Origin of the sequence: Actinocrispum wychmicini (genome assembly GCF_004345645.1) — a bacterium.
Lineage (GTDB): Bacteria > Actinomycetota > Actinomycetes > Mycobacteriales > Pseudonocardiaceae > Kibdelosporangium > Kibdelosporangium wychmicini.
Genome location: NZ_SLWS01000017.1, coordinates 1 through 12243, shown reverse-complemented (window position 1 = coordinate 12243; position 12243 = coordinate 1). Strand labels below are relative to the sequence as shown.

The 12243-nt window shown below is 66.5% G+C and carries 12 protein-coding genes; 2 read left to right on the top strand and 10 right to left on the bottom strand.

Annotated features, from left to right (window positions below; genetic code table 11):
- Positions 1-28: 28 nt before the first annotated feature.
- Complete coding sequence (locus tag EV192_RS48495) at positions 29-1102, top strand: family 2 encapsulin nanocompartment cargo protein terpene cyclase (RefSeq protein ID WP_243727559.1); 1074 nt, start codon at positions 29-31, stop codon at positions 1100-1102.
- Here the strand turns inward: EV192_RS48495 and EV192_RS48490 are convergent.
- From EV192_RS48490 to EV192_RS48460, 8 genes are all read right to left on the bottom strand, one after another.
- The gene (locus EV192_RS48490) at positions 1099-1980 is read right to left on the bottom strand and encodes a DMT family transporter (RefSeq protein ID WP_132125578.1); all 882 of its coding nucleotides are present in this window, start codon (positions 1978-1980) and stop codon (positions 1099-1101) included. The two genes, EV192_RS48495 and EV192_RS48490, sit on opposite strands and share 4 nt — an antisense overlap.
- A gap of 106 nt (positions 1981-2086) precedes the next feature.
- Entirely contained in the window at positions 2087-2560 is a 474-nt protein-coding gene (locus tag EV192_RS54410; RefSeq protein WP_165960990.1) for a GNAT family N-acetyltransferase, read from the bottom strand.
- The gene (locus EV192_RS54405) at positions 2557-3555 is read right to left on the bottom strand and encodes a phosphatidylserine/phosphatidylglycerophosphate/cardiolipin synthase family protein (protein ID WP_165960989.1); all 999 of its coding nucleotides are present in this window, start codon (positions 3553-3555) and stop codon (positions 2557-2559) included. Before EV192_RS54405 ends, EV192_RS54410 begins: the two co-directional genes overlap by 4 nt.
- The gene (locus tag EV192_RS48480) at positions 3533-4522 is read right to left on the bottom strand and encodes an SCO2521 family protein (RefSeq protein ID WP_279495895.1); all 990 of its coding nucleotides are present in this window, start codon (positions 4520-4522) and stop codon (positions 3533-3535) included. The genes EV192_RS54405 and EV192_RS48480 overlap by 23 nt, the downstream gene beginning before the upstream one ends.
- A 30-nt stretch (positions 4523-4552) precedes the next feature.
- Positions 4553-5509, bottom strand: a complete 957-nt coding sequence (locus tag EV192_RS48475) for an SCO2522 family protein (RefSeq protein ID WP_207926870.1) — start codon at positions 5507-5509, stop codon at positions 4553-4555.
- Positions 5494-6408, bottom strand: a complete 915-nt coding sequence (locus tag EV192_RS48470) for an SCO2523 family variant P-loop protein (RefSeq protein WP_165961002.1) — start codon at positions 6406-6408, stop codon at positions 5494-5496. Before EV192_RS48470 ends, EV192_RS48475 begins: the two co-directional genes overlap by 16 nt.
- Before the next feature lie 2 nt (positions 6409-6410).
- Positions 6411-8246 carry an SCO2524 family protein gene (locus tag EV192_RS48465; protein WP_132125576.1) on the bottom strand — a complete coding sequence of 612 codons (1836 nt, stop codon included), beginning with the start codon at positions 8244-8246 and terminating at the stop codon, positions 6411-6413.
- Positions 8243-9040 (bottom strand): SCO2525 family SAM-dependent methyltransferase, encoded by a 798-nt coding sequence (locus EV192_RS48460; RefSeq protein WP_165960988.1) that lies wholly within the window; start codon positions 9038-9040, stop codon positions 8243-8245. The genes EV192_RS48465 and EV192_RS48460 overlap by 4 nt, the downstream gene beginning before the upstream one ends.
- 531 nt (positions 9041-9571) lie before the next feature.
- Here EV192_RS48460 and EV192_RS48455 point away from each other — a divergent pair.
- Positions 9572-9967 carry a DUF1801 domain-containing protein gene (locus EV192_RS48455; protein WP_132125574.1) on the top strand — a complete coding sequence of 132 codons (396 nt, stop codon included), beginning with the start codon at positions 9572-9574 and terminating at the stop codon, positions 9965-9967.
- 46 nt (positions 9968-10013) lie between these two features.
- On the opposite strand, the gene EV192_RS48450 is transcribed toward EV192_RS48455, so the two are convergent.
- Both EV192_RS48450 and EV192_RS48445 read right to left on the bottom strand, forming a co-directional pair.
- Positions 10014-11351: a hypothetical protein gene (locus tag EV192_RS48450; protein ID WP_165960987.1), complete on the bottom strand. Its 1338-nt coding sequence runs from the start codon at positions 11349-11351 to the stop codon at positions 10014-10016.
- A 538-nt stretch (positions 11352-11889) separates the two neighbouring features.
- On the bottom strand, positions 11890-12243 hold a 354-nt coding region (locus EV192_RS48445; RefSeq protein ID WP_132125572.1), incomplete at its 5' end, for a transposase.

The window sequence follows — 12243 nt, the reverse complement described above, 5'->3', positions numbered from 1 at the left end:
CCGGCGCGAGACACTAGGAGATACGGCGATGACCGAGACCGCCGAGGGCATCCCGTTCGAGTTGTCCGGCCTGGGCATGTCCGCCGCCCGCTTCGCGGCACAGTTCGCGCACGACCCCGCGTACGTCGAACGGCCATGGGGCGACGGGTCCGCGTCACCCCTGTACGTTCCCGTACTGGAGCGGGAGAACGACGTCCTCGCCGCCGAGGTCGACGACCGGCTGATCGTGTGGGCCGAGGAATGCGGTTTCGACGAGGACGAGCGCGAGCTGATGCGAAAGGCCCAGTTCGGGCGGTTGGTCACGCTCGCCCACGTCGACACCGACGACCTCGACCACCTGCTCATCGCCGCTGAGATGAACGCGGCCTGGTGGGCCGCTGACGATCTCTACGCCGACGACAGCGAAATGGGCGCCATACCAACAGAACTGCCGCCACGGCTCGCGTTGGCCATGGCGGCGATGGACCCGGTCGCGCCCGCGGGCGAGTTCTCCGTCCAACTCGAAGACGCACTGCGCGCCGAGAAAGTGCTGGTGGCGCTGCGTTCCGGTACTGACCACATGTCCCGGCTCGGTACGCCCACCCAGGTCCAACGGGTGTGTTACTCGACGTTCGCGATGTTCGTCAGCTGGAACGCGTACGCCGCGTGGCGCCACACGGGGACGTATCCGCCCGCGTGGAAGTACCTGGCCACCCGCCAGCACGACACCTTCTACACGTCCATGACGTTGATCGACATCGTTGGCGGATACGAACTTCCCGCGCACCTGTACTACGACCCGCGCGTCCGTCGCGCGCTCATGCAGGCCGGCACGGCGTCGGTGATGGTCAACGATCTACATTCGGTGGCGAAGGACGCCGCCGACGAGAAACCGGTGTGCAACATGGTGTTGCAGATCGCCGCCGACCGGGACTGTTCGATCCCGGAGGCCACCGAGGTCACCGTGGAGTTGCACAACGACCTGGTCCGCGGCTTCGAGGCGTCCCATCGCAGCCTGCAACCCGTTCCTTCGCTTGAGCTGCAACGGTTCCTGCGCGGCACCAGGGCGTGGATGGGTGGCGGCTTCGAGTGGCACGCCACCAACCCACGCTATCGGAGTTAGGTGGGTTTCAGTTTCGGCCCGGCGAAGCCGATGCTGGCGATCGCGGCGCAGATCAGTCCGATGCCCGTCCACTGGGCCAGGCTGACGTGTTCCCGGAACGCCACGGCGGCGATGATCGCGGCGCCGGCGGGTTCGAGGAGGCTGATGGTGACGGCCGTGGCCGCCCCGAGATGACGTACGCCGCGCGCGAAAAGCCAGTACGCGATCCCGGTCGTCACCACACCCAGGTACACCACGCAGGTGACGACCGGGCCGGACAGCAGCCCCTGCGGGCCGATGGCGACGGTGACCGGGATGAGCAGCAGCGCTGCCAGGCCGAACATGGCCGTGAGGGTGGTGGCCGGGGTCTGGCCGCTCGTGGTGAGCTGGATCGCGATCGCGTGCATGCTGAAGAACATGGCCGCCAGCAAGGACAAGATGATGCCCGTCGGCGAGGCCGGGCCGGTCACCCCGCGGCCGTACATGAGCAGAACGAGTCCGGTCGCCGCGATCGCCGTGCCGACCATCCAGCCGATCGCCGGCCGTTCCCTGGTCCGCAGCCACGTCCACATCCCGGTCATGACCGGGGAAAGGCCGATGGCCAACGTCGTGCTGATCGCGACCCCGCTGTGCCCGATGGCACCGAAATACGTCATCTGGAACCCGGCTATCCCCACCGCCCCCACCGCGAGCGACCGCAGTTCCGAGCGTCTCCACCGGGTGGTCAGCGGCCGTCCGCCGACGACCGCGAACAGCACCAGCGTGCCGATCGCGAGCCGGACGGCCGCCGCGGCTAATCGGTCATGGGTGTCGAGCAGGGCCGCCGCCGGCCCGATGGTCGCCCATAACAGGGCGCCACCGGCCGCGCTGATGACCGCGCCCGGAGCGTGCGACGTCATTGACCACTCTCCGGTGTTTCCTATACCGCATAACGGTATTTCCGATGAACACTACCGGAGTGACAACGACCGCCCGGAGAAATGAGTACGGCCCCTAAGGGTTCCGCTAGAGCTGAGCGATCATGATCAGCCGGTCCTCACCCGGCCCGAAGTACTCACGTGCCAAGGTCTCCACGGAGAACCCGAGTTCCCGGTACAGGCTGATCGCGCGACGGTTGCCCGGCTCGACGGTCAGGTGCACGTCCCGAACGCCGACGTCGGCCAGCTTCCGCAACGAGCTGATGGTCAGCGAACGACCGTAACCGCGTCCCTGGAACTCCGGCCGGACACCGAGTCCGAGCAGCCACGCCCGACCGCGGTCGAACGTCGGAACACCCAACGAATAACCACGAAGGCCGTCGGGGTGCACGGCCACCATCCACCACCCGGTGAAGATGTCGAAGAACTGGCGCAGCACGAAGTACGGATACGCCAGGTGTTCGAACACCGCGGCGTCCAACTCCTTCAGCTCGCTCAGGTCAGCCGGCTCGGCCGGCCTGATGCTGACATCCTCGTCGACGACCCCGCTGAGGTGGATCATCGGCGCCGGCCCTGCGGACTGTCGCCGACCTTGTGGTCGTACAGGGCGGAATGGGGTTTCGCGGACGCCCAGAACTGGCGGTACTGCTCCTTTCGTTCCGCGAGCTTGTCGGGTCGCAGCACGAGACGCGTGTAAAGAATCAACGGATCCGCTTCCTCGTCGAGAGGCCGCGCGGGGACGACCTCGTAACTCACGGCGTCGTCGAACAGGATGAAGTCGTTCAGGTAGTTCTTCGTGAAGTCGGTGATGTCGGCCGGGTACAGCACGCGGACCTCGATGCCCAGGTCGGCCTGGTAACGGCAGGTCGCAAGCAGACCGGGGTCCTCGGCCAGTTCCGGTCGCTTGATCACGAAGATCCGGCGGACGTGCACGCCACGGCAGACCGCCTCGCGTTGCAGCGCGAGATAGCGGTGGCCGAGTTCCGATCCCCAGAAACCTCGTTCGAACTCGGTGCCGCCGGCGTCCACTGTGGGCATGCTGACCGCGTCGATCGTCCTGCCGGCGCTGCGGGCCAGGCCCAGCAGCCATTCCCGGTCCTCGCCGTCGTAGGTGGCCTCCTGTTCGCCCAGCGCGTGCAGGAACTGCGTCATCCGGACCATCTCGCCCTGGACGAACGTCCGCAGCAGCGGCGCCATGCCGGGCCCCATCGCCGCGGCCTGGGTGACCAGCTGGCTCACCGTCTCCGTTTTCAGGCCGGCCGCCTCAAGCTGGGCGAACAGCAGGGTGGCCGCGCTGACCTTGGCGAATCCCTCGTCCACCGCGACCCGGATCTCCGTGGTCTGCACCTCCTGGCTCTCCTCGACCGCGGCGAGGCGCTGCTCGAAGTCGACCAGGAACTGGATGATCAGGATGACCGCGCCGACGCCGACCGCCATGGCCAGCTGGGTGGCCACCGAGTCGAACAGCAGGTTCGTCAGCGGAAACGACAGCGCGCCGACGACCGTGGTGATGGCGATCTTGCGAACGACCGAGCTACCGGCCTGGAGAAGGAACACCAACGCCTCCCGATCGTTGAGGTTCGCCGCCTGCGACCGCGTCCATCCCGTGGAACGCGATCAGGTTCCGCAGCGCGAGCTGGTCCCGGATCCGGTTCACCGTGGCGGTCCACTGCCTGGTGAACCCCGGTCGCCGCTCCAGCGCCTCCCACAGCGGCATCATCGAGTCCGGCACGTGCGCACCGGGCATCCACACGTGCATGAGGTGGTCGACGGCCGGGCGCAGGCGTTCCACCACCTGCTGGCCGTCGAGGGATCCCAGATCGCCGCGCTCCACGATACGCAGCAAAGTGGTGAGCACCCAGTCATGCAGCGCGAGATCCTCGCAGAAACGCACCGCGGCCGGCAGATCCTCCGGTCGGACGGTCAACGAGATTGTCCTTGTTGTGTCACCTTCCACCGTGAAGGGGTCAATGATCCGCGCCGGTTCGTCGCCGACGACGGCGGTCCACCGCATTCTGGTCCGGGCCGACCGAAACGGCATGGCGTGATCGAGCCGCGGGCTCATCTGCACCCCGTCGATCAGTCGCTCGCTGACCGAACCTAGATCAAGAAAAGCGGACGACGACCATTCCCGGAGAAATCCCTCGGCCAGATCGCCGACTCCCAGAGCCCGGCCGATCATCTCAACGACACCAGGTCGGCCGAGATAGTGCGGCCACGGCAGCCTGTGGTCGGCGTTCGACCGCTCGACCCGCGCCGTGACCGATCCCTGCAGCACCCGTCCCGCGCTGATCACCGCGTGCGCGGCGACCGTGCCGACGCCCCTGACCCTGGTGCCGGAGCTGGTGGGCAGCGGACAATCGACACCTCTGATCACCTCGGGGGAAAGGGCGTGCGCCATCGGTCGCTCCGACATCCACACCGGCTCGCCCGGTATCAGACCGAGCAGGTCACCGACCACAGTCTGGCGCACGCTCGAAGAGTTCCGCAGCAGGCAGGTGCGTATTTCCCCCAATATGAGCATCTGCACCCTCCGTACGGCCCAGGTCGGACGTCACTCGTTGAAGAACAGGTAATCCACCCGTTGGGTCAAATCCGGTGAGAGCTCGAAGTTGTCCCTGGCGCTGCGGTCCATGATTTGGTCCAGCACGTCCCCGGCCGTCGACACTTGCGACAGAATGATCCGCACCGCGTTCTCCACCGGCAGGAAGCGCGCGGGCAGAACAGAGAATGTCCGGTATGCGCTGAACGGTTTCGCCTCGGGGTTCAGCTTGGTGATCGGCGGCAGGTCGTCCCATTCGCCGGGAAAGTCGCCAGTCCACGCCCGCGGCTGCGCCACGGCCTCGGTGCCGTTGCGAATCAGTCCCAGCCGCAGCAACTGCCACACGGCCGCGAGGTACGCACACGACCACGTCCGCCGGTTGTCCTTGTCGTGCCACAGTTCCACGTCCACGAACACGGAGTGGTTGCGTGCGTCGATCTCCACCGGCGGCTGCCAGGACGACCGGCGCATGGCCTCCCCGCCGGCCACCGGCGAGCGCTCACCGTTGCTCAGCCACCCGGTCTCCGACGTCGGCGGCCGGGAACCGTTGCTGCCCACCGGCGGCACGGCCGTGAGCCGGCCCGCCACCAGGCTGGCCAGTGGCACGCCGTCGGCCTGCGCGCACGCGGACTCCCGTGCCAGGTAGTCGATGCGCAGTCCGCTCCGCTCGGCCACGTCCAGCAGCATCGGCACCACCTCGGCCGGGCTGGCGAACCGGGTGAAGTAGTCGTCGATCAGGAAACAGGTGCTGACCCTGGCCCGGTCCGGCAGGCCGACCCGGCCGGCCAGCTCCGCCCACCGCGCGACCCGCCGCAGCTGGGCGCCCAGCCGCTCCGGTCCGGCCTCGAAGTCCTCCATGTAGACGTGCCCGAGTTCCAGCGACAGGTGGGACAGCGGCACCGCTTGCGTCCGGGGCTGCGCGGCGGTTTCCCGGAACGGCACGTCGATCGGGATCACAGTCCTTCCCACGCCCGGTCGTCGGTCAGCTTGCGGGCCAGGTCGTCGAACGCGGTGAGGGTGCCCACGTTGGCGATTCCGTTGGCCACGTCGTCGGTGGAGATCAGCTGCTCCCGCCACTGCAGCACCGGGTCCAGCGGTGTCTGGCCGAGTAAAGTGCTGCGCCCCAACGACTTCTTCGACGCCTCGGCCTGCAGTTCCACGTCGCACGTCTCCAGCCAGGCGGCCTGCGCGCCGCGCAGGTACTTCAGGTCCGGCGAGTCGAGTTCGAGGATCGCGGTGCGGACGAAACGGATCGAGTCCAGCAGGTCGTTCTCGTCGTGCCCGCAGGCCAGACCGGTCTCCAGGATGCCGCGGTCGCCGAACACCAGGCCATGCGCGGCGATGATGTGCTGTTTGGTCCACCGGTGGAACACCATCCAGCGGGCGGTCACCGGCCGCAGCTCCGGTTGCGCGGTGGCTTCCAGCGCCATGTCGATCGCGTGCGACCGGCCGGCGCTGAGGTCGATCAGGCAGACGTCGAACTCGTCGTCGAGCTTGGCGAACAGCTCGGTGCACCGGCGCACCGCGTCCGGGCCGACCGAGAACTCGCCGCCGCCCTTGTCGCCGGGGAACAGCACGAAGCTGCCGGCCACCGCGGTCTGGTCGACCAGGTTCTGTCTGTCCGTTGTGGACCAGACGTCCAGCCGCAGCGGCGCGCTCACCCGGCCCTGCAGGTACGAGTGCAGGCCGCCGTCGTCCGTGCCGGTCTCCACCGCCGGCATCTGGAAGATCGCGCCGGCGGTCGGCGAGCCGAAGTCGAAGTCGACGTAACACACGTTGCTGCCCTGCAGCGCCCGCCGGTACATCAGGTTGCAGCTGGTGACCGACCGCCCTGTACCGCCCTTGTCGGACGTGGCGAAGACGAGCATCGTCACACGCTCCTGGTAGCGTCCTGCCTCGCGACGGCCAACTGGTCGAGTTCCCGCAGTGCCTCGTTCACCAGCGCCGACGCCGTCCCGGGGCGCTCCTGCAGGATCTCCCTGGCCCGCACCAGCTTGACCTGGATGCCGCGCATGGTCGTCTGCATCGCGGAGTTCTCATGCTGCGACGCCTCCAACTGCTCGTTGCTGAACAACTGGTCCGCCTCACCGAGCAGGTCGGTGGCGATCTCCAACAGCCGGGTGCTGCGAATCGGCGACTCGCTGACCGTCCGGGACGCCAGGATCAGGCACTCGATCACGCGCTCGGTCAGCCACCACGACGGCATCTCCCGGTCGACGACGACGTCGGGCAGCAGGTCGCCCGGGTCGTCCCACAACCCGGCCGCCGGCCCGTCCTTGAGCCGCCGCCGCCACACGTGTCCCAGCGCCTCCTCGGCGACCGTGAGCAACCGGTCGCGGGCACCGCGGTTGCGCGACAGCCCAGCCGCCCGCACCGAACGTTTCAGCAGCAGCACCGCGAAGTCCGAGACCATCCACGTCATGTCCGGCCCGAACTTCTCCGCGCCGGTCATGTCCAGGCGCACACCAGGGCTGTGCAGGTCGATGGCCCGGTCGCCGCGGACCACGCGGCGGTTGATCCGGCCCCGGACCGCCAGCTCCTCCAGCACCGACACGGTCCGGGTCAGGTCGTCGTCGGTGGCGCGCCGGGCCAGCAGGTCCAGCAGCACGACGGCGGTCACCAGCAGACTGAAGTACTCCGACTCCTCCTCGTCAGTGGTCCGCCAGGGAATGTCCTCCAGCGGCCACCGGCTGGCCCCGAACCGGGCGACCGCGGACCAGTAGTCCAGGGTCAGGTCCCAGCGCAGCTGCAGGGCCTGCGCCAGCCGCTGCTGCTCCTCGTTCAGCAGGCCGAGCACCCGCGTCCGGTCGGAGAACAGGTCACTGATGCCGTCGAGCGCGACCACGGTGAAGTACAGGTAGGGCGCGCCGAGCGCCACCCCGTCGGCCTGCTCGCCCACCGTCTCGGTCGTCACGACCTCCGGCGCGCCGGTCACGACACCCCATGACCAGCCGCACTCGAAAAGCATGTTCTCGTTGTCGAGCGCGTCGTCCTGGCTGAGGCCGAGCTTGGCCTCGCGGAAACTCGCCCGCACACCTTCGAGCCTGCGCCGCAGCCGCTCCAGCACCAGCCGGTCCGGCTCGTCGTTCTGGTTGAGGGTGCGGACCAGCGCGCGGCCGGGCACCGAGTCGGGTTCGAAGACGAACACGCAGAAGCTGCGGAGCAGGCCGACCATGGCGGCGGACAGCCGGTTGTTGGTGGCCGCCTCCAGTTCGGCGATCTTCTCCCGCATCGCCGGCCGCCGGACCGCGCGGCTGAACACCTTGAGGAAGCCGAGCGTGGACAGCGACAGCGAGATGGCGGTCGCGAACGAGTCGACCACCGCCAGCGACAGCTGCTGCTCGCTCAGCTCGGCCTTGGGGTCCGCGGTCTGGAAGTAGTGGCCGCCGCCGAACAACGGCGTGCCGTCCTCGCCGGTGTAGGTCGCCATGTACTCGCTGATCACGTCGATCAGCAGTTTCGGGATCTCCACACCGTCGCCGAGCTTGTGCAGCGCTTCCAGCACGTCCTTGGCCGTCGAGTCCGGTTCGTCCAGGCGCAGGTTGCTGACGTTCGCGGCCGGGTACATCAGGCACAGCAACTGTTCAGCGTCGCTGATGGAGTTGCGCCGCTGGCGGCCACCCCACCGCCACGTCCTCGACCGCATCGAGTACTGCGCCACACACCGCCAGACGTCCAGAATTTGCTGTCGCGGCTGCAACCTCATGTCAGTGCCCTGTCCTCCCCGTCCCGCATCTGGCCAAGCGCGATCAACATTCCGGTGTAGCCGTCCCGCAGCGGCCGGGCACCGACGTCGATGTGCTTGATCGAAATGCTGCTCACCCGGTTGCGGAAGCAGCTGCTCACTGCCCCTTCGTCGATGTCGGTGGCGGGAAAATGGCTGTCCGCCACGTGGTATCCCGTGGAGTGTTCCATCAACGCTATCGCGAACGGCGCGCCCGGAGCCAGCACGTCGAGAAAGTGATCCATCGCGGACCGGAACTCGGATTCCTGACCGGTGATCGATTCCGCCACGAAGAACATCGTTCCGACGTTGAATGGTGCCAGCGTTTTGAGCTCGTAGACGTTGCCCTGGTGGATCTCCACCCGCTTGGCGAGGACGGACCGCGGGTCGGTGATCCGCGCGTATGCCTGCTGCGCGCGCAGCACGTCCCAGAACTGGTGCCACGCGGTCGACCAGGACGGCCAGGTGTTCCGCTTCTGGTCCTGCAGCCAACTGATGTTGGGCTCTGCGTGCTCGAACAGGGTGACATTGTCACAGAACGGCAACATCGACAGCGCCGGGTACAGGTTGGGCCCGGTGCCGACGTCGATTCCCCGGTATCCGGCCGGGAGATCCCGGCCGTCGAGCAGGCTGGCGAAATGATCTCGGACGAACCCGAGGATCTCCTCGTCATCGGCGCGCAGCTTCAGGTAGTTGTGCCGGTAATACTCGTCGGCATCGAAGTGACCCCAGTCGACCTCGTCATTGTGGACCTTGCCGCCGCTCCCTGGGGCCATTCCCGGGATTATATCGCACATCTGCGGGTCAACCATCATGATCCCCGATCGAGTTCGTCAATGACACAGCGTTTACGTCATCTCGTTCGCGACAGTTTCTGTCACCCGAACGGGTTTGGGCGCCTCTTGCCCAACTGATTAGCACGCGCGGCCGGTTCGGCGACATGCGAATAGTGCCCACTTCGTGACCTGGGCACGTAGGGAGGGCCGGCGACACGTCACTCCAAGGTGGACCGTGGACAGAGGGTGCGAGAACCTTAGACCCCGCGAAACCGCGGGGTACGGCGGGTCCGCGCAGTCCACGCCATCGTCGACCATGTCCTACCCCCAGTCCTGCCCGCGCTGTGCGCCGATCCGGACGTCGCGCCCCGGTCGTCCCCCACCACGACGTCCCCCGGCCCCCAGATTAATGCCCCGACCTGGGGATCGTCGCGGGCCAAATGGAGTCTTCGGCAAGATGCGTGGATCATGTCGAGATCGCGCGGACGGCTGCGACGTCCCGGGTGTGCAGCGAAAACAGGGAGGATGACCATGGGCTACGAGGTCGACCCGCGCGTGGACGACTACATCAACCGCCTGCCCGACTGGCAGCAGGCGATCTGTCACGAGGTCCGCGACCTGGTGCACTCGGCCGACCCCGAGGTGGTCGAGACGATCAAGCGGACCGTCCAGCCATATTTCGTGCTCAACGGCAACATCTGCGCGCTGCTCGCCGCCAGGGACCACGTCAACGTGTTCATGTACGACGGGGCGATCGTGCCCGACCCGGCGGGCATCATCACCGCGGGCCACGAGAACAAGACCGCGCGGACCGTGGCCGTCAAGCGCGGCGAGAAGATCAACAAACCCGCCCTGCTGGCCATGTTCAAGCAGATCATCGCGAACAACCGCGCCGGCGGCTGGCGCAAGCTGAAGCGGGAGCAATGAGCCCGGGGGTGGTGCGCCCACGGCTTGGGCGCACCACCACGTCAGCTCACGAGTGCTGATCAACTCGCACAGCCCGGACCCACGTGCGGAAGAAGCGACGATTGCCCGTCACTTCCGGCGGGACGTTGCCCTTGAGCGCCTCCACGCTCGCCTGCCGCTTGAGCGGGGCCTTGGCCGGCGGCGCCGAGGCCGCGTTGGGAATGGAGACCCGCTGATACCCCTTCCAGTTGGGCGATTCGGCGAACAACGTGTCGATCTGGTCGTTGCCCAGGCCCGCGTCGAGGAGGTGGGCCCGACCGAACCACTTGTCCGATGTCTCGGCCACCTCGATCAAGCTGAACCACTTGGCCGCGTCGGTCTTGGCGATCACCTTCAGAAAGTCGCCGAAGGGCTTGCGCGCGGACACGACCGACCAGAGCTTCGCGCTGATGGCATCGGAGTCCTGCCACCGGAACTCGCGGTAGGCCTGACGGGCATCCTCAACCGTTTTGTCGCCGAACAGTTTCTTCAGGAACGAGTCGACTTCGTTGCCCTTCACCGCCCGGCCGCCGTAGTGCGGGGTCATGTGGTGGATGGCCTCGTCGACGAACGCGACATAGCCGTTGGCCGGGATCGTGGACATCGAGATCTCGGTGGGCTCACCCAACTGGCCGCGTACCCAGTGCAGATCGTTGAGGAACTCCTTCGGGAGCGATTCGGCGATCTGCAGCTCGTGCTCGTCAACAGGCGGTGGGTTGAGAATGTACTCGGGACCGGAGATCGCGTGGTCCGAGTCATAGTTGAGGTTGACGAACAGCGTCTGCCCGTACGTGTCCTTGTGGAACTCGTGCGTGATCTGGTTGCGTTCACGGTAGTAGTGGATCTCGACCAGGATCTTCCACCCTTTCCCGACAATGCCGCTCTTGCGGAGATACTCGAGCTGGTGCGCCTGGCTCATGGTGAGCATCGACTGTTGGACAAGGCCAGCGGCAGTGGCCTCCTCAATCAGGCTGAACCCGTTCAAGTTCGCCCCAAGGGCATGCGTCGGAACCTTCAGCTTCCCAGCCTCGAAGGTCGACGGCAGATTGATCAACTTGACCTGGCGGGCAACCGCCGCCTCCTCAGAAGCATCCGGAATAAAAGACAACTCGAAGGCGCCGACAAAGAGAATGTACTTGTCAAACTTCGACGGCCCCGCCTTGATCGCCTTCTCGAGTTGCTCGATCAGGGACTTCTGCAACTGCAGGTCGGCACAGTCCGCGATCAGCGGCCTGGCCAACTTCAGGAGCAGTTCGGCCGATTCGGTGTGAACGGCCGCTTCGGCTTTCTTGTTGGTGCCTTCCATCATGGGAGATTCATCGCAATCTGTCGACGCACGCGGATCGGGCGAACCTATGTCCGCCACGCGGTTGCCGGCGTTACCCCCAGCGGACCGCCTCCCTGAACGGACTAGCCCATCCGAGCACCAGTTGCGGCAGCTTGCGTTTGGCACACCGTTATGCACGGGATCAACATGCCTGCCCGGCGACGGCTCGCGCAGCACGCGACTGCCAACCCTCTGGGAACCTTCGTGGCTCAAGTAGGTTCCAGCCCTGGGCCACCAGTTCTTGGCCCATCGGCCATTGGGGATTCGGCTGGATTTGCTAATTCACGGCTTTGATGTCGGGCTGGAAAGATTGTTCGCTCGCCGCGAGGGCAGGCCACCATGAGGGGGTCCCTTTCCTAAGCATCCTGCATTGTTGGAGGACTATAGGTCGCGGCGCCTCCCTCCCGTATGGCCTGCCCAGAGGGAATCATATCTGGCACGTGGTGTCCGGCTTGCGTTTCGGTCCGTATAGCTACCGCTTTTTGCTGATTTCCGTAGGCGGACCGCACGGTTTTCGAGGGTTCGGACACCACGTGCCAGATGTGTTTGGCTTCGCCCAGGAAGCTCCTATGGGTTGTCAAGTGGTGGGGTGGGTTTTGTTGAGGTCGGTGATGTCGGCTTTGAGGCGGGGGTAGATCTCGCGGGCGACGTAGCGTTTGAGGCAGCGGATGAGGTGTTTCTTGGTCATGGTGGTGCCGCGGCGGAGTCGGGTGGTGATGTAGTCGCGGGTGGGTTGGTGGTGGGCCATGCGGGTCAGGACGATGTAGTAGAGGGTGGAGTTGGCTTGGCGGTCGCCGGCGCGGGAGAGCCGGTGGTGGGAGTGGTCTTTGCCGCTGGAGCAGTCCAGTGGGGCCACGCCGGTGATGTTGGCGAGGGATCGTTCGGTGGGGATACGGCCGGGGTCCTGGCCCATGGTGAGGACCAGTTGGGC

Excerpts from the sequence above, each read along its gene's own strand:
- EV192_RS48495 (WP_243727559.1), top strand. The coding sequence starts at position 29 with ATGACCGAGACCGCCGAGGGCATCCCGTTCGAGTTGTCCGGCCTGGGC.
- EV192_RS48490 (WP_132125578.1), bottom strand. The coding sequence starts at position 1,980 with ATGACGTCGCACGCTCCGGGCGCGGTCATCAGCGCGGCCGGTGGCGCC.
- EV192_RS54410 (WP_165960990.1), bottom strand. The coding sequence starts at position 2,560 with ATGATCCACCTCAGCGGGGTCGTCGACGAGGATGTCAGCATCAGGCCG.
- EV192_RS48480 (WP_279495895.1), bottom strand. The coding sequence starts at position 4,522 with ATGCTCATATTGGGGGAAATACGCACCTGCCTGCTGCGGAACTCTTCG.
- EV192_RS48470 (WP_165961002.1), bottom strand. The coding sequence starts at position 6,408 with ATGCTCGTCTTCGCCACGTCCGACAAGGGCGGTACAGGGCGGTCGGTC.
- EV192_RS48465 (WP_132125576.1), bottom strand. The coding sequence starts at position 8,246 with ATGAGGTTGCAGCCGCGACAGCAAATTCTGGACGTCTGGCGGTGTGTG.
- EV192_RS48460 (WP_165960988.1), bottom strand. The coding sequence starts at position 9,040 with ATGGCCCCAGGGAGCGGCGGCAAGGTCCACAATGACGAGGTCGACTGG.
- EV192_RS48455 (WP_132125574.1), top strand. The coding sequence starts at position 9,572 with ATGGGCTACGAGGTCGACCCGCGCGTGGACGACTACATCAACCGCCTG.